This is a genomic window from Geodermatophilus sp. Leaf369 (assembly GCF_001424455.1).
Lineage (GTDB): Bacteria > Actinomycetota > Actinomycetes > Mycobacteriales > Geodermatophilaceae > Klenkia.
In genome coordinates this window covers 1,043,371-1,067,142 of the sequence record NZ_LMQA01000002.1, presented here as the reverse complement: position 1 = coordinate 1,067,142, position 23,772 = coordinate 1,043,371, and the positions used below count along the sequence as shown (strand labels likewise).

Below are 23,772 nucleotides of genomic sequence, written 5' to 3'. Positions count from 1 at the left end.
CGAGGCGCCGGTTCAGCGCCGGCGCCACCGGACGACGGCCGCGGACAGCCCGGCGGCGAGCCCGGCCTGGGCGGCGACGGAGAGCCCGGTGGCCAGCGGCGGTGCGCCGACGGTGGCCAGTCCGGCGTCCCCGAGCGACCCGGACGCCAGAGCGACGACGAACCCGGCGAGCACCCCGACCCCGACGCCGGCGACGACGCCCCACAGGGCGGCGGTGACCGCTCCCCCGTCGACCGCGGTGAGCCGGCGCGCCAGGGCGACCCCGGCGACGAGGCCGGCGAGCGCCGGCAGTGCCTGGGACACGAACGCCAGGAACGGCACCGCCTGGGTGTCGGGCAGCGCGGCCAGCAGCGGGAGGGCCGGGACCGCACCGAGGGTGACCCCCGAGGTGGAGACGAGCGTGCCGGCGCCCACGACGAAGCCCGGCCCGGCGGCCAGCCCGACGACCGCGGCGGCGGCGTTGGGCAGCAGCAGCACGCAGAGCCCGACCAGCCCGACGGCGCCCGCCCCCGCGCCGCCCAGGCCGGAGGTGAGCGCGGCGGCCCCGGCGGCGTCGCTGGCCAGGGCCACGGCCACGACGGCCAGGCAGAGGGCCAGCAGCGCGAGCACCCCGGCCAGGACGGCGCGCGTGACCGCGCCCCCCGGCCCGGGGAGCCGGTCGGCGAGCTCACCGGCCAGCCCGGACTCGCGCAGCACACCCCAGCTGACGGCGACCAGGGCCAGGAGCAGGGCCCCGAGCCCGGAGCGCAGCAGGCCGACCTGCGCCGCGGGTGAGTCGACGGCAGCGGCGAGGGCGAGGGTGACGAGCACGTGCACGACGACCAGCACCGCGGCCACCTCCGCCAACGGCCGGACGGCCTGCAGGTCGGCGCGGGCCACCACCCAACGGGCCGCCCGCGCCAGGCCCCAGGCGATGCCCAGGCTGAGCAGCAGGGGGGCCAGTGCGATCGGGCCCGAGGCCAGCTGCAGGCGCGCCCCGGAGGCCAGCAGCCACAGCTGCCCGGACAGCCGGGCGTTGCCCGCGACGGGCAGGCCGCCGGTGGGGTCCAGCGCGGACACCACCACCAGGGCCAGCCCCAGACCCAGCAGTCCGACCACGCTCACCGCGAGTGCACCGAGCCCGGCCAGGAGGGTCGGGTGCAGCGGCGGCGCGTCGCGTCGTCCGGGATCCCGCGGGGACCGGCCGGGCAGCCGCTGCAGCAGGGAGGTCACGGGTCCACTGTCCCAAGGCCCGGACCGACCGTGGCGCTGCACGCGCCGGGGTCGCGGCCCTCACACGCACGAGACCCGCCCCGGCGGTGCCGGGGCGGGTCTCGTGGCAGTGCGGCGGTGTGGCTCAGGCGTCGCCGGAGGGACGCGGCCGGTCGGGGTCGGACCCGTCGCGGTCGGCGTCCCCGGTGGCCGGCGGCGGGGGCGGGGTGGACGGCGCCGCGTAGGTCGGCGGGGCCGGCGGCTGACCACCGGGGCGCGGCTGGCTCCAGCTGGGGGTCGAGCCCTGGCCGTCCGAGGCGGACGAGCCGGTGGACGGCTGGCCGGGCGCGGACTGACCGTAGGACTGCTGGCCGTACCCGCCGGGCTGGCCGTAGCCGCCCTGGGACTGGCCGGACGGCGACTGCGGACCCTGCTGGCCCTGCGAGCCGTAGCCCTGCGGGGCGGACTGCTGGCCGTACCCACCCTGCTCGGACTGGCCGTAGGACTGCTGACCGTAGGAGGGCTGGCCCGGCGACTGCTGGCCCGAGGACTGCTGGCCGTAGGAGGACCCGGACTGGCCGTAGCCGGACGGGGACTGCTGGCCGTACTGACCCTGCTGGCCGTACTGGTCCTGCTGGGGACCGGAGTGGCCGTGCTGACCGAACTGCGGGGCCGGCTGGTTGGCCCACTGCGCTGCCTGGCTGACGCCACCGGGCAGAGAGGGCTTGTTCTTCAGCTCCGGCAGCAGGCCCAGGACGGCGAAGGCCAGGGCGGCCGCGGAGACCAGGAAGGTCAGCAGGGCGAAGATGCTGAACCCGGCGTCGAAGGTGCTGATCCACTCGATGAGCGTCATCAGGAACACCAGGCCGGTGAGCCCGACCGTGACGAAGCCGCGCGGGAACGGGGTCTTCAGGTCCACGAACGCCGGCAGCAGGGCCCAGACCGCGGCGACCAGCAGCAGGACGAAGGCGAAGGTCAGCAGGCCCGAGTCGAAGCCGTTGACGCTGAAGGAGGCGCCGAAGCCGAAGTCCTCGCTGAACCACGGGAAGACCATGAACAGCAGGTAGAGCACGACGCTGCCACCGACGACGTAGTCGGCGAGCTTCAGCTTCTTCGGGTCGAACCCGACCCCGGAGCCGCTGCCGGGGCCTTGCTGCCCGTAGGGGCCCTGCCCGTACTGCGGCTGGCCGTACTGCTGCTGTCCGTACTGCTGCGGCCCGGACTGCTGGCCGTGGGGCTGCTGGCCGGCGGGGGCGCCGTACTGGCCCTGCTGCCCGGGCTGGCCGTAGCCGCTCTGCTGACCCTGCTGGCCGTACGACGGGCTCGGCTGCTGGCCGGGCTGACCCCAACCACCCTGCTGCGGTCCGTTCGAGGACGGCTGACCCCAGCCCTGCTGGGGCTGGCCCTGCGGCGCCCCGTAGGAGGGCGGACCCTGCTGGCCGGGACCGCCCGGTGTCTGGTCGGGTCCACTGGTCGTCATCGCGAGGTCTCTCCTGAGGTCGGTTCTCCGGCACGGTTCCGTGTCGATCTTCCTCGACGCATCGTCTCCACCACCTGATCGCCACGCAACCTCGGCGCGCGGGAGCCCACCCGACAGGAGGACGCACACCGCCCGGCACCCCTGCGGGGCACCGGGCGGTGGTGACGTGCTGGAACGGCCTCCTCGCAGGGACCCGCGGCGTGCGGAGCGCGTCGTGGGGGGCGAGGGGGTCCTCCCGTCAGGCGCCGAGGAGCTCGCGCATCAGGCGGGCGGCCTCGGACGGGGTCTTGCCGACCTTGACGCCGGCGGCCTCGAGGGCCTCCTGCTTGGCCTGCGCCGTCCCGGCGGAGCCCGAGACGATGGCACCGGCGTGGCCCATCGTCTTGCCCTCGGGGGCGGTGAAGCCGGCGACGTAGCCGACGACGGGCTTGGTCACGTTGGCCTTGATGAACTCGGCAGCGCGCTCCTCGGCGTCGCCACCGATCTCACCGATCATCACGATGGCCTCGGTCTCCGGGTCGTCCTGGAAGGCCTGCAGCGCGTCGATGTGCGTGGTGCCGATGACCGGGTCGCCGCCGATGCCGATCGCGGTGGAGAAACCGATGTCCCGCAGCTCGTACATCATCTGGTAGGTCAGCGTGCCGGACTTGGAGACCAGCCCGATCTTCCCGGCCTGGGTGATGTTGGCCGGGATGATGCCGGCGTTGGAGCGGCCGGGGCTGATCAGGCCGGGGCAGTTGGGCCCGATGATCCGGGTGGCCTTGCCCTGGGCGTAGGCCCAGAACTCGGTGGAGTCCTTGACCGGGATGCCCTCGGTGATGACCACGCACAGGCCGATGCCGGCGTCCACGGCCTCGACGACCGCGCCCTTGGCGAACTTCGGGGGCACGAAGACGACGGTGACGTCGGCGCCGGTCTCCTTCATGGCCTCGGCGACGGAGCCGAAGACCGGGACGGACTGGCCGTCGAAGTCGACGGTCTGGCCGGCCTTGGAGGGGTTCACGCCACCGACCACGGCGGTGCCGGAGGCCAGCATGCGCTGGGTGTGCTTGCGGCCCTCCGACCCGGTGATGCCCTGCACGATGACCTTGCTGTTCTCGGTGAGGAAGATGCTCATTGTCTGAAGTCCTTCGGGGTCAGCAGGTCGGGATCAGGCGGCGGCGAGCTCGGCGGCCCGGCGGGCGGCGCCGTCCATGGTGTCGACCACGGTCACCAGGGGGTGGGCGGCCTCGGCGAGGATCCGCCGGCCCTCCTCGACGTTGTTGCCGTCGAGCCGGACGACGAGGGGCTTGGTGGCCTCGTCGCCGAGGATCTCCAGCGCGGACACGATGCCGTTGGCGACCGCGTCGCAGGAGGTGATCCCGCCGAAGACGTTGACGAAGACGCTCTTCACGGCGGCGTCGCCGAGGATGATCCCCAGGCCGTCGGCCATGACCTGCGCGGAGGCGCCGCCGCCGATGTCCAGGAAGTTGGCCGGGCGGACCCCGCCGAACTCCTCGCCGGCGTAGGCGACGACGTCCAGCGTGCTCATGACCAGGCCGGCACCGTTGCCGATGATCCCGACCTCGCCCTCGAGCTTGACGTAGTTGAGGCCCTTCTCCTTGGCCGCGGCCTCGAGCGGGTCGGCGGCCGCGGCGTCCTCGAGAGCGTCGTGCCCGGGCTGCCGGAAGGCGGCGTTCTCGTCGAGGGTGACCTTGCCGTCCAGGGCGAGGACGGTGCCGTCGGGCGCCTTGGCCAGCGGGTTGACCTCGACCAGGGTGGCGTCCTCCTTCGAGAACACGTCCCAGAGCTTGACGGCGATCTCGACGACCTGGTCGCGAACCTCGGCCGGGAAGGCCGCGGCGTCCACGATCTCCTCGGCCTTGGCGCGGTCCACCCCGACGGTGGCGTCGATGGCGATGCGGGCCAGCGCCTCGGGCTTGGTCACCGCGATCTCCTCGATCTCCATACCGCCCTCGACGCTGGCCATCGCCAGGAAGGTGCGGTTGGAACGGTCGAGCAGGTAGGAGAAGTAGTACTCCTCGGCGATGTCGCTGGCCTTGGCGACCATGACCTGCCGGGTCACGTGGCCCTTGATGTCCAGTCCGAGGATGTCGGTGGCGCGGGCCTTCGCCTCCTCCGGGCTGTCGGCGAGCTTGACGCCCCCGGCCTTGCCCCGGCCGCCGACCTTCACCTGGGCCTTGACGACGACCTGTCCCCCGATGTCACGGGCGATCGTCTCGGCCTGCTCGGGTGTCTCGGCGACGCCGCCGGGGAGCACGGGCACGCCGTGCGCAGCGAACATGTCACGGGCCTGGTACTCGAAGAGATCCACGAGGAGGGACCGTAACGCTCCTGTGACGCCACTGCCGAACACCGGATGCCGGTCGTGGGCGGCATCACAGCGCGTGCCCGGGCGCTCATCGCCCGGTGGGCCACCCGTGGTCGTCGTCGTCCTCGACCCGGCGCGGGTCGGCCCGCAGCTCCCGCTCCCGGGGCTGCCACCGCCAGGCCAGCGCCGTCAGCGCCAGCGCGGCCAGGCCGAGCAGCAGCAGCCCGACCCCGGGCAGCGTCCAGTCCAGGTCCGCGGAGTGCCGGGCGTCGCGCAGCCCGCTCAGCCCGGCCTGCAGCACGGCAACGGCGACCGCGAGCAGTCCGCCGACGGCAGCCAGCCGCGGGCGCAGCGAGGGCGCGACGACGGCGCACAGCAGCACGGCGCCGGCCAGCAGCAGGCCACCGAGCAGGGCGAGGCCGGGTCGTTCCAGCAGCGCCCGCGGCCCCTCCTCGGTCACCACGGTGACCAGCCCGGTGGTCGGGTCGGTGACCAGCTGGTCGGGGACGTCGGCGGCCGGCAGCGCCAGGCACAGCACCGCCCCGACCCCCACGAGCACCGCGGCCCCGGCCAGCACCGGCCGGCCCGGGTCCAGCTCACCGGCGTCCTCCATCACGGTGCGGCCCCAGGCGAGCAGCGCCAGGACGGCGGCCAGCACGGTGAGGCCCAGCGCGACCAGCCCCAGGGTCCAGCCGGTCGCCGTCTGCACCGACCCGGTGAGCACGCGGTCCCCGGCGAGCACCTCGACGCCGGGCCGCGCCGTCGACGTCGTCCCCTGGTACAGCTCGATGAACAGCCGCCCGACGGCCAGCGCCCCGGCCACCGCGGCGTAGGCCAGGCCGAAGCGCGGCACCCGGCCCAGCGCGAGACCGGCGCCCACGGCGATCGCGACCAGCGGGGTGACCAGGGCGACGAGCACGTCGACCGGGCCGGTGGCCAGGGACAGCTCCCGGCCACCCACCACGAGGTAGGTGGGGAAGACCGCGACGGCGCCGATCAGCCCGGCCAGCAGCAGGAGCGCCCCGGACACCCGCGCGAGCACCGGCACGTCCCCCAGGACCAGCCGGCCGGCCGGCGGCGCCTCCCGCACCGGACGCCGGGGTGCCGCCCCGGGTCGGGCCGTGGGCGGGGTGCGCCGGGCGCTGGCTGCCGGACGGCGGGGTGCGGGCTTCCGCGTGGCCATGCGGGTCCCTCCCTCGGGGCTCGGGTGCGGTCCGCCGGTGACCGGGCCGGCCGCCGAGACCGCACCGTGATCGTGTCGACGACTCCAGGTGTGACCGCTGGCACAACGGGGCATTACGGTCGCGTGAACGGGGCAGCGGGTCCGGGCTCCGTCACGCACACCGGGGAGGTGTGCCCACCCGAGCTCAGGGAGGCGTCGATGACGACGGTCGCGTCGCCTCCAGACTGGCAGACCGGGCCGGGCCCGGCCGGCAGCGGCGTCCCCGGCGTGGCCGTGGTGTCCTCGGCGGCCCGCGCCCTCCGCACGCTGTGCACCCCGGCCGTGGTGGCCGGCGGGCTCACCGAGCTGGCCTGGGTCGGTGCGCACGCGCTGCTCTGGCCGCTGAACACCCGCACCGAGGTGCTGCAGCCCGACGCGGCGGTCCGACCCGAGCGCCGCCCGCCCGCCGTCCGCGCCTTCTTCGCCGACGACCCGCTGGCCGCCCGCATCCCCGTCGTCCTGGTCCACGGGATGGTCGACAACCGCTCGGTCTTCACCGTGATGCGCCGCCGGCTCCGCCAGCGCGGCTTCACCTCGGTGAGCAGCTGGAACTACAGCCCGCTGGTGCAGGACGTGCGCACCGCCGCCCGCCGGCTCGCCGAGCACCTCGAGGAGGTCTGCCGACAGACCGGGCACGACCGGGTGCACGTGGTCGGCCACAGCCTCGGCGGGCTCGTCGCCCGCTACCTCGTCCAGCGCCTGGACGACAGCCGGGTCGCCTCGCTGGTCACCCTGGGCTCACCGCACGGCGGCTCGGTCTGGGCGCGGGCGCTCCCCCTGCCGCTGGCCCGCCAACTGCGCCCGGGGTCCCCGCTCTTCGACGAGCTGGCCGCCCCGGCTCCGGGCTGCGACACCCCGATCACCGCCGTCTACAGCGACCTCGACCAGGTCGTCGTCCCCGCCTCGTCGGGCCGGTGCGACCACCCCGACCTGCGGGTGCGCAACGTGCTGGTCTCCGGGGTCGGCCACATGTCACTGCCCATCCACCGGGCGGTGGTGGAGGAGGTGGCGGCCACCCTGGCCGGTCACCGCAGCGTCGAGCGGACCTCCGCCGACGCCGAGGTCGCCTGACCCCTCCCGGACCGCCCTGGGGTCACCAGTTGTGACGAACATGTCGACACAGCGACACGCCGCACGGTTGCCCGATCGCCTGCCTCACGCGTGGTCACAATGCGATCACGCCGACGGCAGACCCTGCCGGCGGCCCGTCGACCCCTGACGGACCATCGAGACGACGTCGCCCTCCCGCTCCGTCGTTGCCCCCGTGGCAGCGCCGGGCACCCGCTCCCCCGGTCGGGACGACGTCTGGAGAAGGTGCTCGTGCGCGCACGTCAGCTGGTCGGCCGTTCCCGGCCCGGCCGTCCGGACCGGGACAGGTCCGCGGCCGAGTCGTCCTCCGTGGACGCCGGACCCGTCGGTCTCCTCGACCGCCCCCGGCCGCGCGGCACCGACCTCGCCGACACCGAGCAGCGGCTGGCCGCCCGCGAGGCCGCCACCGCCACCGACCTGCCCCTCGTCGCCGTCGCAGCCGACCCGCTGGACACCCCGGGCGCGCTGGCCACCGCTGCCGCCGCCCGCACCACCGCCGCCCGCGCCGAGGCCTCCCGCGCCGCCGCCCGGCCCACCGGTCGCGCCCGTCGCCTGTCCCGTCCCCCGTCGCGGAAGGCCCCGCTGCTCCTGGTCGCCCTCGTCGTCGGCGCCGTCGTCGCGGCCCTGCCCGGCGGGATCGGCTCCCAGTCCCCGGTCACGGTGCCCGTCGCGGTGGCCGGCGACTACGGCCTGGGTGCCGCCGACAGCAACTTCGCCGGTGGCATGGACGACGTCGCCGCCCGCCGCGAGATCACCGAGGCCGAGGCCGCCGCCCGCCTGGACGCCCTCGCCGCCTCCCGCGCCGAGCGCGAGCCGGACTTCGCCGTCCCCACCGTGGGCCGGATGAGCACCTGCTTCTGCATGCGCTGGGGCACCATGCACTGGGGCGTGGACCTCGCCGCCCCGCTGGGCACCGACATCGTGGCCGCCGCCGACGGGGTCGTGCTGCGCGCCGGTGCGGCCAGCGGCTACGGCAACGCCATCTACATCCAGGACGCCGACGGCAACGTCGAGATCTACGGCCACATGCGGTACCTGTTCGTCGAGGCCGGGGACGTCGTCTCCGCCGGCGACCTCATCGCGAAGGTCGGCAGCGAGGGCCAGTCCACCGGCCCGCACCTGCACTTCGAGATCCACGAGGGTTCCATGACCGGCCGCCCCATCGACCCCCAGGAGTGGCTGTCGGAGCGGGGCATCGAGATCGGTTGAGCGGACGTCGACTGTCGCGCTCCGCGCTCCCACCGCGGCCAGGAGCCGTCCCCGTCCTGCGCTGAGCCGTTCGTGCTCGACCTCGGGGTGACCCTGCGGGCCACCCGTCGGCAGAGCGCCTGCGGCGGCCCGTTGCGCTGGCACCCGCGGGTGGCCTCCGTCCCCGGCTGACCGGCGCGGGCCCAGCGTCGTCCTCGGGGAGGGACTCCAGCGTCGCCCTCCCGCTCGTCCTCGCTACAGCTTGACGAGGGGGGCGTACCTCAACACCAGGCGCTTGGTGCCGCTGGAGCCGAAGTCGACGGTGGCCTGGGCCTTGTCGGCCGCCCCGGTGACCTCGACGACGGTGCCGAGGCCGAAGGCGTCGTGGCTGACCCGGTCCCCGACGTCCACGCTGATGATCTTCCGGTTGCCCACCCCGCCCCGGAGACCGCCGGTGGACAGCCCGGTGGCCGCGACCCGCTGCTGGGCCGAGCCGTACTGGGCGCTGGGCTTGGGGTCGATGCCGGTCCAGTGCAGGGCCTCGTCGGGCAGCTCGTCGAGGAACCGGGACGGCGGGTTGTACGCCGGCTGCCCCCAGCTGGTGCGCACCGTGGCCCGGGACAGGAACAGCCGCTCGCGGGCCCGGGTGATCCCGACGTAGGCCAGCCGGCGCTCCTCCTCGAGCTCCTTGGGGTCGCCGAGGGCCCGCAGGTGCGGGAAGACGCCGTCCTCGAGCGCGGTCAGGAAGACGACCGGGAACTCCAGGCCCTTGGCGGTGTGCAGGGTCATCATCGTGACCACGCCGGCGTCGTCCCCGGTGACCGGGATCTGGTCGGCGTCGGCCACCAGCGAGACCTGCTCGAGGAAGTCGGTGACGGTGCCCTCGGGGTTCACCGCCTCGAACTCGGCGGCGACGCTGACCAGCTCGTGCAGGTTGTCGACCCGGCCCTCGTCCTGCGGGTCGGTGGAGGACTCCAGCTCCGAGAGCAGGCCGCTGCGCTCCAGGATCGACTCCAGCAGCGCGCTGGGCCCCGACCCGGTGGCCAGCAGGTGCTCGAACTCCTCGAGCAGGGAGACGAATTCCTTGATGTTCTTCAGCGACCGGGTGGCCAGGCCCGGGGCGTCCTCCGCCCGGCGCAGCGCGGTGGCGAAGGCGATCCGCTCCCGGTCGGCGAGGGTCTCCACGCACGCCTCGGCGCGGTCGCCGATGCCGCGCTTGGGGGTGTTCAGCACCCGGCGCAGGCTGACGACGTCGGTGGGGTTGCTGACCACCTTCAGGTAGGCCAGCGCGTCGCGGACCTCCTTGCGCTCGTAGAAACGCACCCCGCCGACCACCTTGTAGGGCATGCCGACCCGGATGAACACCTCCTCGAACACCCGCGAGGCGTTGTTGGTGCGGTAGAAGACCGCGATGTCCTTGGGCTGGGCCTTGCCCTCGTCGACCAGCGCGTCGATCTGCTCGGCGACCCAGGCGGCCTCGTCGTGCTCGTTCTCCCCGACGTAGCCCTCGATCAGCTCGCCGTCGCCGGCGTCGGACCACAGGTTCTTGGGCCGGCGGGCGGTGTTGCGGGCGATGACCTGGTTGGCGGCCTTGAGGATGCGCTGGGTGGAGCGGTAGTTCTGCTCCAGCACGATTGTGGTGGCCTCGGGGTAGTCCCGCTCGAACTCGTCGATGTTGCGGATCGTGGCGCCGCGGAAGGCGTAGATCGACTGGTCGGCGTCACCGACGACGCACAGCTCGGCCGGGGGCACGGGGCCACCGCCGTAGCCGACGATCTCCCGCACCAGGGCGTACTGGGCGTGGTTGGTGTCCTGGTACTCGTCGACCAGCACGTGCCGGAACCGACGGCGGTAGTGCTCGGCGACGTCGGGGAAGGCCCGGAACAGGTTGACCGTGGTCATGATCAGGTCGTCGAAGTCCATCGCGTGCGCCTCGCGCAGCCGCCGCTGGTACAGCGCGTAGACCTCGGCCAGGGTCTTCTCCGGCGGGGTCTGCGGGACGAAGGACTCCTCGTCGACCAGCTCGTTCTTCAGGTTCGAGACCTGGGCGGCCAGGCTGCGGCCGGGGAAGCGCTTGGCGTCGAGCTCGAGGTCGCGGGCGACCATCGTCATCAGCCGGACAGAGTCGCCCTGGTCGTAGATGGTGAACGAGCTCTTCATCCCGAGCTTGGCGGCCTCGGCGCGCAGGATGCGCACGCACATCGAGTGGAAGGTCGACACCCACATCGCCCGGGCCCGCGGGCCGACGAGCTGGGCCACCCGCTCCTTCATCTCCCCGGCGGCCTTGTTGGTGAAGGTGATCGCCATGATCTCGCCGGGGTTCGCCCCGCGGGCCCCGAGCAGGTAGGCGATCCGGTGCGTGAGCACCCGGGTCTTGCCCGAGCCGGCCCCGGCCACGATGAGCAGCGGGGTGCCCTCGTGGACGGTCGCCTCGCGCTGGGGGACGTTCAGCCCGGCGAGCATCCGCTCGAGCTCGCGGCCCACCTGACCGGAGGGACGACGGGTCAGGGACGCGGTTCCCGGCAGGGAGGTCTGGGGGCTGCTCATGTCCTCCCCACTCTAGGACGGGGCACCGACGCCGACCGGGGTCTGTGGAGGGGTCTGGTCGCCCATCGGGTGCTGTGCCAGACTCGCCCCGTGCTCAGCCAGCGAGAGTTTGCCTACGGCCACCGGGATCCGGTCGCCGTCTCGCCGAGCTAGCCGCTCACCGACACAGCCCCGGGCCCCACGAGCCCGGGGTCTCTCTGTGTCCGGGGTCGTGGGGCCTCCCCCACCTGGAGGAACTCCTGTGACCACCCAGACCAGCACCGGCCCCGAGCCCACCGCCCCCGCCGAGCGGATCGCGCAGCTGCGGGCAGAGATCGACGCCTGCGACGCCGAGATCATCCGGCAGGTCCAGCGCCGGCTGGAGGTGTCCCGGGAGATCGGGCAGCTCCGGCGGGCCGCCGGGGGCACCCGGTTGTCCCTGGCCCGCGAGCAGGCCGTGCTGGCCGCCTTCTCCGACGCGCTGGGCCCGGCCGACGGCACGACGCTCGGGATGATGCTGCTGCGGCGCGGGCGCGGCGCCCTCTGAACGCGGACTAACCTGGCCCCTCGTGACCCAGCCCCCGAAGCAGCCCGCCGCGCACGTCGACCGGGTGCTCTGCGTCCTGGCCCACCCCGACGACGTCGACTTCGGCAGCGCCGGCACGGTCGCGACCTGGACGGCGGCCGGCACCGAGGTCGTCTACTGCATCGTCACCAACGGCGACGCCGGCGGTTTCGACGACACCCCCCGCGAGGAGATGCCGCTGCTGCGCCAGGCCGAGCAGCGGGCCGCGGCCGCCGCCGTGGGCGTCACCGACGTCCGCTTCCTGGGCTACCCGGACGGCCGGCTCGAGCTGACCCTGGACCTGCGCCGCGACATCAGCCGCGTGATCCGCCAGGTGCGCCCCCAGCGCGTGCTGACGTCGTCCCCGGAGCGCATGTACGACCGGATCGGCGCCAGCCACCCCGACCACATGACCACCGGGGAGTCGACCCTGCGCGCGGTCTACCCCGATGCGCGCAACCCCTTCGCCCACCCCGAGCTGCTGGCCGACGAGGGCCTGGACGCCTGGACCGTGGACGAGGTGTGGCTGGGCGCCAGCCCGCGCGCCGACCACGCCGTGGACGTGACCGACGTCGTGGAGCAGAAGTTCGCCGCGCTCGAGTCGCACGTCACCCAGGTCGCGCACCAGCCCGAGGGCCAGCTGCGCGAGTTCGTGGGCGGGTGGATGCGTCAGACGGCGCGCACGCACGGCCTGCCCGAGGGCCGCCTCGCCGAGGCCTTCCACGTGGTGTTCACCGCCTAGCAGGAGGACCTCCCTCCCCCCACTGCTCGCACGCCCGCAGCGGGCCCCTGAGGGAGGCCGGACTACAGCAGGCGGTTGGTCGCCGCCCACCTCGTGAGTTCGTTGCGGTTGGACAGCTGCAGCTTGCGCAGCACGTTCGAGGCGTGCGACTCCACCGTCTTGACCGAGATGAACAGCCGCTGGCCGATCTCCCGGTAGGTGTAGCCGCGGGCCAGCAGCTGCATGACCTCACGCTCGCGGGCCGACAGCAGGTCCAGGCCGGGGTCGACGTCCGGCTCCGGTGCGGGAGCAGCGGCCGGGCCCGACGCGAAGGCGTCGAGCACGAAGCCAGCCAGCCGCGGGGAGAACACGACGTCCCCCTCGGCCACCCGGGCGACGGCGTCGCGCAGGTCGGGCCCGGAGATGGTCTTGGTGACGTAGCCGCGGGCGCCGGCCCGGATGACGGCGATGACGTCCTCCGCGGCGTCGGACACCGACAGCGCCAGCCAGCGGACGTCGGGCAGCTCGCCGCGCAGGGTCTCCAGCACGGTCCTGCCCCCGCCGCCGGGCAGGTGCACGTCGAGCAGGACGACGTCCGGGCGGGTCTCGCGGACCCCGGCCACCGCCCCGGCGACGTCCGCGGCCTCGCCGACCACGTCGACGGCGTCCCCCAGCTCGGCCCGCACGCCCGACCGGACCATGGCGTGGTCGTCGACGAGGAAGACCCGGGTCACGGGGTCTCCCGGGGCAGCGTCAGCTCCACCTCGGTGCCCTCCCCCGGCCGGGAGTGCACGACCGCCGTGCCGCCGACGCGCTGCAGCCGGCCGACCACGGAGTCCCGCAGCCCGCGCCGGTCCGCCGGCACCGACCCGGGGTCGAACCCGGCGCCGCGGTCGCGGACGAAGACGGTCACCGCCCCGGGCGTGACCTCGCTGTAGAGCGCGACGGTGGTGGCACCGGAGTGCTTGGCGGCGTTCACGACGGCCTCCCGGGTGGCCTGGGCGAGGGCGGTCACGGCCTCGTCGGCGGGGGCGTCCCCGACCACGACGGGGTCGACGGCCACCGCGTGGTCGGCCTCGACCTCGGCCACCAGCCGGTCGACCAGCCCCGCCCAGGTCCCGCCGGCCGCGGTCTGCGGGGCGTAGAGCCAGGCGCGCAGCTCGCGTTCCTGCCCGCGGGCCAACCGGGTGACCTGGGCGGGGTCGGCGGCGTGCCGCTGCACCAGCGCGAGGGTCTGCAGCACCGAGTCGTGCAGGTGCGCGGCGACCGAGGCCCGCTCCTCGGAGCGGATCCGGGCCGCCCGCTCGGCCTCGCGGGAGTCCAGCAGCCGACGCCACAGCGGGGCGGTGGCCAGCACGATGCCGACCAGGACGACGAGGGTCGCGGCGAACCCGTTGCGGGCGTTGGCCAGCTGCCCGGTGGTGGCCAGCAGCAGGACCACCCCGCCGCCGGCGAGCAGCACCCCGGTCACCAGGCCCCAGCGGGAGGTGCCGCGGCTGGTGGTCCGGTCGGCGTCGAACTGGTACCAGATGACGGCCAGGCCGCCCCCGGCCAGCAGCAGCGGGACGACGACGTCCCCGCGGCCCCAGTCGGCGAACCGGGTGGACAGCAGGAGCACGGCCAGCCCGACCAGGCCGAGCCCGACGCCCTGCCGGCGGGTGAGCCGGGGCGGGGGCGGGGGACGTTCGGCACCGGCGGGGGCGACCCGGACGAAGAGCCACAGCAGCGCGTAGGCGACCACCCCGACCCCGCCCAGGGACAGGACCACGAACCCGATCCGGACGACGACGGGGTCCAGCCGCAGGTGGTCCGCGGTGCCCACGGCCACCCCGCCGATCCAGCGGCCGCGGCGCGGGCGGAGCAGCGGTGGCCGGTCGGTGGCGACGTCACCGGCGTGCGGCAGCGTCGTCGTCCCCGGGGTGGTCACGTGATCATCGTGGCACCGGTGCCCCCGACCGCGGTACCGGTGGACACCCGGACCCCGCGCCGCGCCGGGAACCAGGGTCGGGTCAGGGGGTTCCCCGATACCGGGCGCGCCCCGGCGGCGGCAGTGTCGTCGGCATGACCAGTGCAGCCCCTCCTCCCCTGCTCCCCCCGGCCGCCGAGACCCCTTCCGGCCCGCCGCCCCCGCCGCGGGGTGACGGCCTGCGGCCCCCGCTGCGCCGCAGTCGGACCGACAAGGTGCTCGGCGGGGTCAGCGGTGGGCTGGCGGACTACACCGGCATCGACACCCTGCTCTGGCGGGTCGGGTTCGTCGCGCTGACGTTCGCCGGGGGCACCGGGATCCTGGTGTACCTGCTGCTGTGGCTGCTCATGCCCCGCCGCCGGGACGGCGCACCCGCACCGGTCGCCGCCGAACCGGTCGGCCCGCGGTCACCGGTCCCCGGGATCACCGTCGCGGTGCTGCTCATCGTGGTCGGGCTGATGGCCCTGCTGGCCCGGACGACGTCCTGGGACCCCGGCGCCGTCGCCTTCCTGGGCGCGGCGCTGCTGGTGGTCGGCGTCGGGCTCGGGGTCGGCGCCTTCGCCCCGGGCCGCGCGGCCCGTGGCCCGCTGATCGCCCTGGGCGTGCTGCTGTCCTTCGCGCTGCTGGTCGCCTCGGCGACCGGGGGCAGCTGGCGCTCGGACGCCGGCGGCCGGGGCGGCGTCGGGGACCGGACCTCGATCCCGCGGACCGCGGACGCCGTCCAGACCCGCTACGAGTCCGGGGTCGGCGACGTCACCCTGGACCTGACCCGGATCGACCTCGCCGACCTCGACCGGCCGATCACCACCACGATCAACGCCGGCGTCGGTGACGTCGAGGTGCTGGTGCCCTCCTCGGCCGACGTCCGGGTCAGCGTGTCGAACGGACTGGGCGAGGCCGACGTGTTCGGCCAGAGCTCGGGCGGCACCTTCGCGGGCACCGGGTCCGACCCGTGGACCGGGGACGACACCCCGGAGATCGTGCTGACCGTGGAGTCCGGCATCGGCGACGTCGAGGTGTCCCGTGGCTGAGCCGATCGACCCCAGCCGCCGCACCGACACCCCTCAGGAGAACCCCGTGCACCCCACCGAGCAGTTCGCGACCGACGTCCCGCCCACCCGCGACACCGCCGTCCTCGGCGACACCTGGGCCGCTCCCCCGGCGCCGGCTCCCCCGCAGGAGGAGCGCCCCGACGTGGTGGCCCTCGTCGCCGGCGTCGTCTTCGTCCTGGTCGCGGTCATCGGCACGACCGGCGTCGACCTCCCCGGCTGGGTCTTCGGCGGCGGCGCGCTCGCCGTCCTCCTCGTCCTGGCCGGCGTCGCCCTCCTGGTCAGCGAGCTCCGCAAGAAGAGGTGACCCGATGGAACGGCCCCCTCGCAGGAGGTGACGTGATGGAACGGCCCCGTCCCAGGGGCCCCGGGCGTGCGAAGCGCGTCCGGGGGTGGGACGGGGTCCTCACTCCCACTCGATCGTGCCCGGGGGCTTGCTGGTCACGTCCAGCACCACCCGGTTGACCTCGGCCACCTCGTTGGTGATCCGGGTCGAGATCTTGGCCAGCACGTCGTAGGGCAGCCGGGTCCAGTCCGCGGTCATCGCGTCCTCGCTGGAGACCGGGCGCAGCACGACCGGGTGGCCGTAGGTGCGGCCGTCACCCTGCACGCCGACGGAGCGGACGTCGGCCAGCAGCACGACCGGGCACTGCCAGATCTCCCGGTCCAGCCCGGCGGCGGTGAGCTCGGCGCGGGCGATCGCGTCGGCCTTGCGCAGGGTGTCCAGCCGGTCGGCGGTCACCTCGCCGACGATCCGGATGCCGAGGCCCGGGCCGGGGAACGGCTGGCGCCAGACCATCGACTCGGGCAGCCCGAGCTGCACCCCGACCTCGCGCACCTCGTCCTTGAACAGCGTGCGCAGCGGCTCGACCAGGGCGAAGGTCAGGTCCTCGGGCAGGCCACCGACGTTGTGGTGGCTCTTGATGTTCGCCGTCCCGGTGCCGCCGCCGGACTCGACGACGTCGGGGTACAGCGTCCCCTGGACGAGGAACTCCACGGTCTCCCCGTGGGCCGAGGCGTCGGCGACGACGTCGGTCGCGGCCGCCTCGAACACCCGGATGAACTCCCGGCCGATGATCTTGCGCTTCTGCTCGGGGTCGCTGACCCCGGCCAGGGCACCGAGGAACTGCTCGCGGGCGTCGACGACGCGCAGGTCGACGCCGGTGATGGCGACGAAGTCCCGCTCGATCTGCTCGGTCTCGCCCTCGCGCATCAGCCCGTGGTCGACGTAGACGCAGGTGAGCCGGTCGCCGATAGCCCGCTGGACCAGCGCTGCGGCGACGGCGGAGTCCACCCCACCCGACAGCGCGCACAGTGCCCGCTTGTCACCGATCTGGGCGGTGATCGCCGCGACCTGCTCCTCGACGACGTTGGCCATCGTCCAGGTCTTCTCCAGGCCGGCGATGTCGAACAGGAAGTGCTCGAGCACGGTCTGGCCGTGCGCGGTGTGCTTCACCTCGGGGTGGAACTGGACCCCGGCGAGCCGGCGGTCGACGTCCTCGAAGGCCGCGACCGGGGCGCCGGTGGAGGTGGCGGTGACGGTGAACCCGGGCGGGGCGGCGGAGACCGCGTCGCCGTGGCTCATCCACACCGACTGCTCCAGCGGGGTCTCCCCGAAGAGCCGGTTGCCGGTGGTCACGGTCAGCGGGGTGCCGCCGTACTCCCGGTCGCCGGTGTGGGCCACGGTGCCGCCGAGGCTCTGCGCCATGGCCTGGAAGCCGTAGCAGATGCCGAACGCCGGGACGCCGGCCTCGAACAGCGCCGGGTCGACCTGCGGAGCGCCGGTCGCGTACACGCTGGACGGGCCACCGGAGAGCACGATCGCGGCCGGCTTGCGGGCCAGGATCTCCTCCACCGGCACGTCGGAGCCGACCAGCTCGGAGTAGACCCCGGCCTCACGGATCCGGCGGGCGATCAGCTGGGCGTACTGGGCGCCGAAGTCGACGACCAGGACGGTGGGGAAGTCCATGCTCAACCCCCGATGACCAGGTCGACCCGCTGGAACTCCTTGAGGTCCCGGTAGCCGGTCTTGGCCATCGTGCGGGCCAGCGCGCCGAACAGGTTGGTGCGCCCGTCGGAGTCCAGGGCCGGACCGTGCAGCACCTGCTCCAGCGGGGCGGTCGCGGTGACCGGGGCGGACACCTCGCCGCGGGGCAGCCGCGGGTGCGCCGCGACGGAGTCCCACCACGCGCCGCCGGCCGGGGCCTCGGTCGCCGCGCGCAGCGGCTCGCCGACCTGGACGGCGTCGGCACCGCAGGCCAGCGCCCGGGCGATGGCGCCGGAGGTCTCGATCCGCCCGTTGGCGATGACGTGCACGTACCGGCCACCGGTCTCGTCGAGGTAGTCCCGGCGGGCCGCGGCGGCGTCGGCGATCGCGGTGGCCAGCGGCACCCGCACGCCCATGACGGCGTCGCCGGTGGAGGCGCTGTCGGCACCGATGCCGACGATGACGCCGGCGGCGCCGGTGCGCATCAGGTGCAGGGTGGTCTGGTAGTCCGCGGCCCCGCCGACGATGACGGGGACGTCGAGGTCGGCGATGAACTCCTTGAGGTTCAGGGAGTCGCCCTGGGTCGTGACGTGCTCGGCGGACACGATCGTGCCCTGGATGACCAGCAGGTCGACCCCGGCGGCGAGCACGGCCGGGGCCAGCGAGGCGGTGTGCTGCGGGCTGATCCGCACCGCGCTGGTCACCCCGGACTCGCGCAGCTCCTTGACCCGGGCGGTGATCAGGTCCGGCTTGACCGGCTCGGAGTACAGCTGCTGCAGCAGCGCGGTGGTCGACGTCCCCTCGCCGGCGGCGTCGCGCAGCTGGCGGTAGACGTCGGTCGGGTCCTCGTAGCGGGTCCAGAGGCCCTCGGCGTTGAGCACCCCGAGCCCACCGGCCTGCCCGACCCCGATCGCGGTGGCCGGGCTCATCACGGCGTCCGAGGGGCTGGCGACCAGCGGGATCTCGAAGCGGAAGGCGTCGATCTGCCACGCGGTGGAGACGTCGTCGACGTCCCGGGTGCGGCGGCTGGGGACGATCGACACCTCGTCGAGGTCGTAGCCGCGGCGGGCGAAGCGGTTCAGCCCGATCTCGACGTTGTCACGCACTGGCACGAACGGTCACCGGGCCCTGTAGTTGGGAGCTTCGACGGTCATCTGGATGTCGTGCGGGTGGCTCTCGGTCAGCCCGGCCGCGGTGATGCGGGTCAGCTGGCCGCGCTCCTGCAGGTCGGCGACGGTCGCGGCACCGGCGTAGCCCATCGCGGCACGCAGGCCACCGACGAGCTGGTGGGCGACACCGGAGAGCATGCCGCGGTAGGGCACCTGGCCCTCGATGCCCTCGGGGACGAGTTTGTCGTCGCTGAGGACGTCGTCGGCGAAGTAGCGGTCCCGGCTGTAGGACTGGTTGCCGCGCTTCTGCATCGCACCCAGGCTGCCCATCCCGCGGTAGGACTTGTACTGCTTGCCGTTCATGAAGACCAGCTCGCCCGGGGCCTCCTCGACGCCGGCGAACAGGCTGCCGAGCATCACCGTGTCGGCGCCGGCGACGAGTGCCTTGGCGATGTCACCGGAGTACTGCAGCCCGCCGTCGGCGATGACAGGGACGCCGGCCGGCTTGGCGGCCAGCGAGGCCTCGTAGACCGCGGTCACCTGCGGGACCCCGACCCCGGCCACGACGCGGGTGGTGCAGATCGAGCCCGGGCCGACCCCGACCTTGACGCCGTCCACGCCGGCGTCGATGAGCGCCTGGGCGCCGGCGCGGGTGGCCACGTTGCCGCCGACCACCTGGACACCGAAGTCCTTCTTGACCCGGGCGACCATCTCGAGCACCGCACGCTGGTGGCCGTGCGCGGTGTCCACGACGAGGACGTCGACGCCGGCGTCCACGAGCAGCCCGGCGCGCTTGTAGGCGTCCTCGCCGACACCCAGGGCGGCGCCGACGACCAGGCGGTTGTCGGCGTCCTTGGTGCTGTTGGGGTACTGGTCGCGCTTGACGAAGTCCTTGACGGTGATCAGCCCACGCAGCCGGCCGGCTTCGTCGACCAGCGGCAGCTTCTCGATCTTGTGCTGGCGGAGCAGGGCGAGCGCGGTCTCCCCGTCGACGCCGACCGGGGCGGTGACCAGCGGCAACGGGGTCATCACGTCGCGCACCAGCCGGTGCTGGTCGCTCTCGAAGCGCATGTCGCGGTTGGTGACCATGCCGACCAGCACGCCGTCGGCGTCGACCACGGGGGCCCCGGAGATGCGGTAGCGGCCCGAGAGGGCGTCGACCTCGCCGAGGGTGTTGTCCGGGGAGCAGGTCACCGGGTTGGTGATCATCCCGGACTCCGAGCGCTTGACCAGGTCGACCTGACCGGCCTGCTCCTCGGCGGCGAGGTTGCGGTGCAGGATGCCGACGCCGCCGGCGCGGGCCATGGCGATGGCCATCCGGGCCTCGGTGACGGTGTCCATGGCGCTGGAGACCAGCGGGATGGACAGCCGGATGCCGCGGGTGAGGAGGGTGCTGGTGTCCACCTCGGCGGGTACGACGTCGGAGGGGCCGGGGACGAGCAGGACGTCGTCGTAGGTCAGCCCCAGGGGGGCGAACTTGGCCGGGAGCTCGGGGACCGAGTCGTTCGTGGGGCTGGCCGACATGGGGTGCCGCCACCTCTCGCCTGGTGGTGGTGGCGCCGGGACGGCGCGCGAGGACCGTGCCCGATCGTAGGCTGCCGGGTCGGTCACACCCCGAGGACGCCTAGGCTGGGTCGGTGACCTCGTGGGACGACGCGTTCGGGACCGACGGCACGGCCGACCAGCCGCCGCCTCCCCCGCTGACGATGGAGGAGCGCGCCGGGGTGCTCGACGACCTCGCCGAGCTGGAGGTCTTCCGTGCCCTGCTGGAGCCCACCGGGGTCAAGGGCATCGTCGTGGACTGCCCGGACTGCGACGAGGAGCACCACGTCGACTGGGCCCTGATGCAGGCCAACCTGCGCCAGCTCCTCGACGAAGGCCAGACCGGCCGGCACGAGCCGCCCTTCGACCCCGACCCCGACGACTACGTCAGCTGGGACTACGCCAGCGGGTACGCCGACGGCCAGGCCGCGCGGGCCGAGGCCGACGAGCCCACCGACGGCCCCCCGAAGGGCCGTCACTCCCGCGAGGGCTGATCAGCTCATCATGCCGCGGCGGAAGCCGCTGGCGACGGCCTCGGCGCGGTCCTTGGCGCCGAGCTTGCGGAACAGCCGGCGGGCGTGGGTCTTGATGGTGTCCTCGGACAGGTAGAGCTCGCGGCCGATCTGGGCGTTGGACTTGCCCTGGCTCATGCCGGTGAGCACCTGCATCTCGCGGACGGACAGGCTGACGGCCGGGACGTCGGCCCGGACGGCGGCGCGGACGGTGGTGGGGCCCGCGCCGGCGAGCGCGCTGGAGCCGCTCCACCCGGGGCCGGCCGGCGCGGAGGACGCCCCGACGGTCGAGAGCGGCCCGCTGTGCGGCGCACGGCCGGGCTCGGCGCGCAGTCCCGCGCGGGACAGGCCCAGGCCCATCTCGACGGGCGAGGCGTCCCAGCGCAGGTAGCCGCGGGCGCCGAAGGAGACGGCCGCCCGGACGGTCTCGGCGTCGTCGGGGGCACCGAGGACGAGCACCGAGAGCCCGGGGTGCGCACGCAGCACCTGGGTGGCGACGGCGAGGCCGTTGTCGGTCGCCCGCTGGGTGCCCACCAGCAGCACGTCGGGCTGACGGGTGGCCAGCCGGGCCAGCAGGGAGGCGCTGTCGCCGACGGCCTCGACCCGGCCGACGAAGGAGAGCGCGACCAGGCGCGAGGCGACGTCGTCGCGCACCCGCCGTCGTTCGTCGAACACCCACACCACGGCACCGCCGGCGGTCGCCGTGGCACTGCCGCCGTTCACGCCGGTCCTGGTCCTGTCCTCGATCACGTCTGCTCCTGTCGCTGCGCCGGGGGTTCCGGACGGCGAGGACCCGGTTTCCACCACACGGGTGGTCCGGGGTCCCCCACCCGGTGGTCGGCAGGCCCGGGGACCACCTTGATCCACTCGTGGGGTGGAGGACAGCGGGTGTCACCCTCCGGAGTGAGGAGCACACGTTCGGTGGGATGCGCCGGCGGGGGGCGTGACCCGCTGTGCAGCTGGACGGGTCCATCCGGACGCCTCGCACAGCTCTGGCGACCCCGCAACAGAAAGCATGATCGAGTTGCGTTTGGCCGGGATCTGCCCGGGGCAGTTGCCTGGAGCGAGCCGGGCAGCACCCCCGGCTCAACGAGCCGAGGAGGGTCCACATGGCCGACATCCGCCGTCTGCCCACGCCTGTCGCCGAGGTCTGGGACTGGCAACTGCACGGTTCCTGCCGTGGCGAGTCCACGTCGCTGTTCTTCCACCCCGACGGTGAGCGTGGCCCTGCCCGCGCCCGTCGCCAGGCTGCCGCCAAGGCCGTCTGCGGCACCTGCCCCGTGATCGACGCCTGCCTCAAGCACGCGCTCAGCGTCCGCGAGCCCTACGGCGTGTGGGGCGGCATGAGCGAGGAGGAGCGCACCCGGCTCATCGCCTCCGAGCCCGCCCCGGTGGCCGCCGGCGTCTGACGCCGCCCACCCGGGACCGTGAGGTCCCCCCAGAACCCCGAGAGGGCCGGTCGACCACGGATGGTCGACCGGCCCTCTCGTCGTTGCAGCAGCTGGCCGCTCAGGTCGACGAGCAACCAGCGGCAGGCCTCGTCGCAGGGCCCCACCCCGCGCGGAGCGTGGGGTGGGGGGCGACGAGGTCCTTAGTGGCTGTGCCCGTGCCCGCCGCCGTGGCCGTGGGTGTGGTGCCCACCGCCGGCGTTCCCGAGGCTCTCCTCAGGAGCCTCGACGACCGCGGAGTCCGTCGTCAGGATCATCGCGGCGATCGAGGCGGCGTGCCCGAGGGCGGCCTTGGTGACCTTGACCGGGTCGATGACGCCCTGGGCGGCCAGGTCGCCGTACTCGCCGGTCGCGGCGTTGAAGCCCTGGCCGGTGCCGAGCTCGCGGACGCGGCCGACGACGACCGCACCCTCGAAGCCGGCGTTGGAGGCGATCTGGGTCAGCGGGGCGTCCAGGGCCTTGCGGACCGACCGTGCGCCGGTGAGCTCGTCCCCGGAGAGGGAGAGCCCGTCGATCGCGGTGGCGGCGTGCACCAGGGCGGAGCCACCACCGGGGACGACGCCCTCCTCCACCGCAGCGCGGGTCGCGGCGATCGCGTCCTCGATGCGGTGCTTCTTCTCCTTCATCTCGACCTCGGTCGCGGCACCCACGCGGATGACGCCGATGCCGCCGGCGAGCTTGGCCAGGCGCTCCTGGAGCTTCTCGCGGTCCCAGTCGGAGTCGGTGTCCTCGATCTCGCGGCGGATCTGGGCGACCCGCTCGGAGACCGCGGTGGGCTGCCCGCCGCCGTCGACCAGGACGGTGTCGTCCTTGGTGACGGTGACGCGACGGGCGGTGCCGAGCACCTCGAGGCCGACGTCGGACAGCTTGAGCCCGACGTCCTCGGACACGACCTGGCCGCCGGTGACGATGGCGAGGTCCTGCATGAAGGCCTTGCGGCGGTCCCCGAAGAAGGGGGACTTCACCGCGACGACCTTGATGGTCTTGCGGATGGAGTTCACGACCAGGGTCGAGAGCGCCTCGCCCTCGACGTCCTCGGCCACGATCAGCAGCGGGCGGGCGCCGGAGCCCAGCACCTTCTCCAGCAGCGGGAGCAGGTCGGCCAGCGCGGAGACCTTGCCGGCCACGAGCAGCAGGAGGGCGTCGTCGAGGACGGCCTCCATCGACTCCTGGTCGGTGACGAAGTAGGGCGACAGGTAGCCCTTGTCGAAGGCCAGGCCCTCGGTCACGACCAGCTCGGTGTCCATGGTGTTGGACTCCTCGACGGTGATGACGCCGTCCTTGCCGACCTTCTCCATCGCCTCGCCGATCAGGTCGCCGATGACGGAGTCCTGGGCGGAGATGGTGGCGACGCCGGAGATCGAACGACGGTCGTCGACCGGGATCGCGGCGGCGTCGAGGGCGGCCTGCACCGCGGTGACGGCGGCGTGGATGCCCCGGCCCAGCGCGGTCGGGTTGGCCCCGGCGGTGACGTTGCGCAGGCCCTCGTGGACGAGGGACTGGGCGAGCACGGTGGCGGTGGTGGTGCCGTCGCCGGCGACGTCGTTGGTCTTGGTGGCGACGTTCTTGGCCAGCTGCGCGCCGAGGTTCTCGAAGGGGTCCTCGAGGTCGACCTCACGGGCGATGGTGACGCCGTCGTTGGTGATCGTCGGGGCGCCGAACTTCTTGTCGATGACCACGTTGCGGCCACGGGGGCCGAGGGTCACGCGGACGGCGTCGGCGAGCTTGTCGACGCCGCGCTCGAGGGAACGCCGGGCGTCCTCGTCGAAGTGGATGATCTTGGGCATGGGGACCTCTCGATCGCAGGTTCTGGGGGTGGGACGCGAACCGCCCCGGGACCCGGTGGTGCTCGGGTCGCCCGGGGCG

At 74.1% G+C, this 23,772-nt stretch carries 21 protein-coding genes; 8 read left to right on the top strand and 13 right to left on the bottom strand.

The features are described from left to right. Window positions 1-12: 12 nt before the first annotated feature. The 5 genes from ASG36_RS14090 to ASG36_RS14070 form a co-directional block, all read right to left on the bottom strand. Window positions 13-1,212: a DUF6350 family protein gene (locus ASG36_RS14090; RefSeq protein WP_055764739.1), complete on the bottom strand. Its 1,200-nt coding sequence runs from the start codon at window positions 1,210-1,212 to the stop codon at window positions 13-15. 124 nt (window positions 1,213-1,336) lie between these two features. Next, window positions 1,337-2,671, bottom strand: a complete 1,335-nt coding sequence (locus ASG36_RS14085; protein WP_055764737.1) for a DUF5336 domain-containing protein — start codon at window positions 2,669-2,671, stop codon at window positions 1,337-1,339. 238 nt (window positions 2,672-2,909) lie between these two features. Beyond that, the gene (gene sucD / locus ASG36_RS14080; protein WP_055764735.1) at window positions 2,910-3,788 is read right to left on the bottom strand and encodes a succinate--CoA ligase subunit alpha; all 879 of its coding nucleotides are present in this window, start codon (window positions 3,786-3,788) and stop codon (window positions 2,910-2,912) included. Window positions 3,789-3,821: 33 nt separating this feature from the next. After that, window positions 3,822-4,985, bottom strand: a complete 1,164-nt coding sequence (gene sucC / locus ASG36_RS14075) for an ADP-forming succinate--CoA ligase subunit beta (RefSeq protein WP_055764733.1) — start codon at window positions 4,983-4,985, stop codon at window positions 3,822-3,824. Window positions 4,986-5,070: 85 nt separating this feature from the next. Next, complete coding sequence (locus tag ASG36_RS14070; RefSeq protein WP_200944465.1) at window positions 5,071-6,165, bottom strand: hypothetical protein; 1,095 nt, start codon at window positions 6,163-6,165, stop codon at window positions 5,071-5,073. Between the two features lie 198 nt (window positions 6,166-6,363). On the opposite strand from ASG36_RS14070, the gene ASG36_RS14065 reads away from it, so the two are divergent. Then, window positions 6,364-7,275 (top strand): alpha/beta fold hydrolase, encoded by a 912-nt coding sequence (locus ASG36_RS14065; RefSeq protein WP_055764732.1) that lies wholly within the window; start codon window positions 6,364-6,366, stop codon window positions 7,273-7,275. A 249-nt stretch (window positions 7,276-7,524) separates the two neighbouring features. After that, the gene (locus tag ASG36_RS22905) at window positions 7,525-8,502 is read left to right on the top strand and encodes a M23 family metallopeptidase (protein ID WP_255354635.1); all 978 of its coding nucleotides are present in this window, start codon (window positions 7,525-7,527) and stop codon (window positions 8,500-8,502) included. A gap of 234 nt (window positions 8,503-8,736) precedes the next feature. Here the strand turns inward: ASG36_RS22905 and pcrA are convergent, their stop codons facing one another. Further along, on the bottom strand, window positions 8,737-11,028 hold the full coding sequence (pcrA, locus tag ASG36_RS14055; protein ID WP_055764728.1) for a DNA helicase PcrA: 2,292 nt from the start codon (window positions 11,026-11,028) through the stop codon (window positions 8,737-8,739). A gap of 241 nt (window positions 11,029-11,269) precedes the next feature. On the opposite strand from pcrA, the gene ASG36_RS14050 reads away from it, so the two are divergent. Together ASG36_RS14050 and ASG36_RS14045 are read left to right on the top strand one after the other, a co-directional pair. Then, the gene (locus ASG36_RS14050) at window positions 11,270-11,554 is read left to right on the top strand and encodes a chorismate mutase (RefSeq protein ID WP_055764726.1); all 285 of its coding nucleotides are present in this window, start codon (window positions 11,270-11,272) and stop codon (window positions 11,552-11,554) included. A gap of 22 nt (window positions 11,555-11,576) precedes the next feature. Then, on the top strand, window positions 11,577-12,314 hold the full coding sequence (locus ASG36_RS14045; protein WP_055764724.1) for a PIG-L deacetylase family protein: 738 nt from the start codon (window positions 11,577-11,579) through the stop codon (window positions 12,312-12,314). Window positions 12,315-12,376: 62 nt separating this feature from the next. On the opposite strand, the gene ASG36_RS14040 is transcribed toward ASG36_RS14045, so the two are convergent. Together ASG36_RS14040 and ASG36_RS14035 are read right to left on the bottom strand one after the other, a co-directional pair. Next, window positions 12,377-13,027, bottom strand: coding sequence for a response regulator transcription factor (locus tag ASG36_RS14040; protein WP_082523083.1), 651 nt, complete (start codon window positions 13,025-13,027; stop codon window positions 12,377-12,379). Beyond that, window positions 13,024-14,220, bottom strand: coding sequence for an ATP-binding protein (locus tag ASG36_RS14035; RefSeq protein ID WP_235494981.1), 1,197 nt, complete (start codon window positions 14,218-14,220; stop codon window positions 13,024-13,026). The genes ASG36_RS14040 and ASG36_RS14035 overlap by 4 nt, the downstream gene beginning before the upstream one ends. A 134-nt stretch (window positions 14,221-14,354) precedes the next feature. Between ASG36_RS14035 and ASG36_RS14030 the strand changes: the two genes are divergently transcribed. Beyond that, window positions 14,355-15,290 (top strand): PspC domain-containing protein, encoded by a 936-nt coding sequence (locus ASG36_RS14030; protein WP_055764722.1) that lies wholly within the window; start codon window positions 14,355-14,357, stop codon window positions 15,288-15,290. Next, window positions 15,283-15,615, top strand: coding sequence for a hypothetical protein (locus ASG36_RS14025; RefSeq protein ID WP_055764721.1), 333 nt, complete (start codon window positions 15,283-15,285; stop codon window positions 15,613-15,615). The genes ASG36_RS14030 and ASG36_RS14025 overlap by 8 nt, the downstream gene beginning before the upstream one ends. A gap of 99 nt (window positions 15,616-15,714) precedes the next feature. On the opposite strand, the gene guaA is transcribed toward ASG36_RS14025, so the two are convergent. The 3 genes from guaA to guaB are packed head-to-tail and all read right to left on the bottom strand — an operon-like array spanning window position 15,715 to window position 19,928. After that, window positions 15,715-17,277 (bottom strand): glutamine-hydrolyzing GMP synthase, encoded by a 1,563-nt coding sequence (gene guaA / locus ASG36_RS14020; protein WP_055764719.1) that lies wholly within the window; start codon window positions 17,275-17,277, stop codon window positions 15,715-15,717. A gap of 2 nt (window positions 17,278-17,279) precedes the next feature. Then, complete coding sequence (locus tag ASG36_RS14015; RefSeq protein WP_055764716.1) at window positions 17,280-18,401, bottom strand: GuaB3 family IMP dehydrogenase-related protein; 1,122 nt, start codon at window positions 18,399-18,401, stop codon at window positions 17,280-17,282. A 12-nt stretch (window positions 18,402-18,413) separates the two neighbouring features. Further along, on the bottom strand, window positions 18,414-19,928 hold the full coding sequence (gene guaB / locus ASG36_RS14010) for an IMP dehydrogenase (protein WP_055764714.1): 1,515 nt from the start codon (window positions 19,926-19,928) through the stop codon (window positions 18,414-18,416). Between the two features lie 113 nt (window positions 19,929-20,041). Here guaB and ASG36_RS14005 point away from each other — a divergent pair, with 113 nt between their 5' ends. Continuing rightward, the gene (locus ASG36_RS14005) at window positions 20,042-20,440 is read left to right on the top strand and encodes a DUF5319 family protein (RefSeq protein ID WP_055764712.1); all 399 of its coding nucleotides are present in this window, start codon (window positions 20,042-20,044) and stop codon (window positions 20,438-20,440) included. Here ASG36_RS14005 and ASG36_RS14000 read toward each other — a convergent pair whose 3' ends face one another. Further along, window positions 20,441-21,142: a response regulator transcription factor gene (locus ASG36_RS14000; protein ID WP_157498822.1), complete on the bottom strand. Its 702-nt coding sequence runs from the start codon at window positions 21,140-21,142 to the stop codon at window positions 20,441-20,443. A gap of 425 nt (window positions 21,143-21,567) precedes the next feature. Between ASG36_RS14000 and ASG36_RS13995 the strand changes: the two genes are divergently transcribed. Next, window positions 21,568-21,867 carry a WhiB family transcriptional regulator gene (locus tag ASG36_RS13995; protein ID WP_055764709.1) on the top strand — a complete coding sequence of 100 codons (300 nt, stop codon included), beginning with the start codon at window positions 21,568-21,570 and terminating at the stop codon, window positions 21,865-21,867. A gap of 182 nt (window positions 21,868-22,049) precedes the next feature. Here the strand turns inward: ASG36_RS13995 and groL are convergent, their stop codons facing one another. Next, entirely contained in the window at window positions 22,050-23,693 is a 1,644-nt protein-coding gene (groL, locus tag ASG36_RS13990) for a chaperonin GroEL (protein ID WP_055764707.1), read from the bottom strand. Between the last annotated feature and the right edge of the window lie 79 nt (window positions 23,694-23,772).

Coding starts and splice junctions, on each gene's coding strand:
- guaB (WP_055764714.1), bottom strand. CDS start 19,928: ATGTCGGCCAGCCCCACGAACGACTCGGTCCCCGAGCTCCCGGCCAAG.
- guaA (WP_055764719.1), bottom strand. CDS start 17,277: ATGGACTTCCCCACCGTCCTGGTCGTCGACTTCGGCGCCCAGTACGCC.
- ASG36_RS13995 (WP_055764709.1), top strand. CDS start 21,568: ATGGCCGACATCCGCCGTCTGCCCACGCCTGTCGCCGAGGTCTGGGAC.
- ASG36_RS14030 (WP_055764722.1), top strand. CDS start 14,355: ATGACCAGTGCAGCCCCTCCTCCCCTGCTCCCCCCGGCCGCCGAGACC.
- ASG36_RS14085 (WP_055764737.1), bottom strand. CDS start 2,671: ATGACGACCAGTGGACCCGACCAGACACCGGGCGGTCCCGGCCAGCAG.
- ASG36_RS14065 (WP_055764732.1), top strand. CDS start 6,364: ATGACGACGGTCGCGTCGCCTCCAGACTGGCAGACCGGGCCGGGCCCG.
- pcrA (WP_055764728.1), bottom strand. CDS start 11,028: ATGAGCAGCCCCCAGACCTCCCTGCCGGGAACCGCGTCCCTGACCCGT.
- sucD (WP_055764735.1), bottom strand. CDS start 3,788: ATGAGCATCTTCCTCACCGAGAACAGCAAGGTCATCGTGCAGGGCATC.
- groL (WP_055764707.1), bottom strand. CDS start 23,693: ATGCCCAAGATCATCCACTTCGACGAGGACGCCCGGCGTTCCCTCGAG.
- ASG36_RS14070 (WP_200944465.1), bottom strand. CDS start 6,165: ATGGCCACGCGGAAGCCCGCACCCCGCCGTCCGGCAGCCAGCGCCCGG.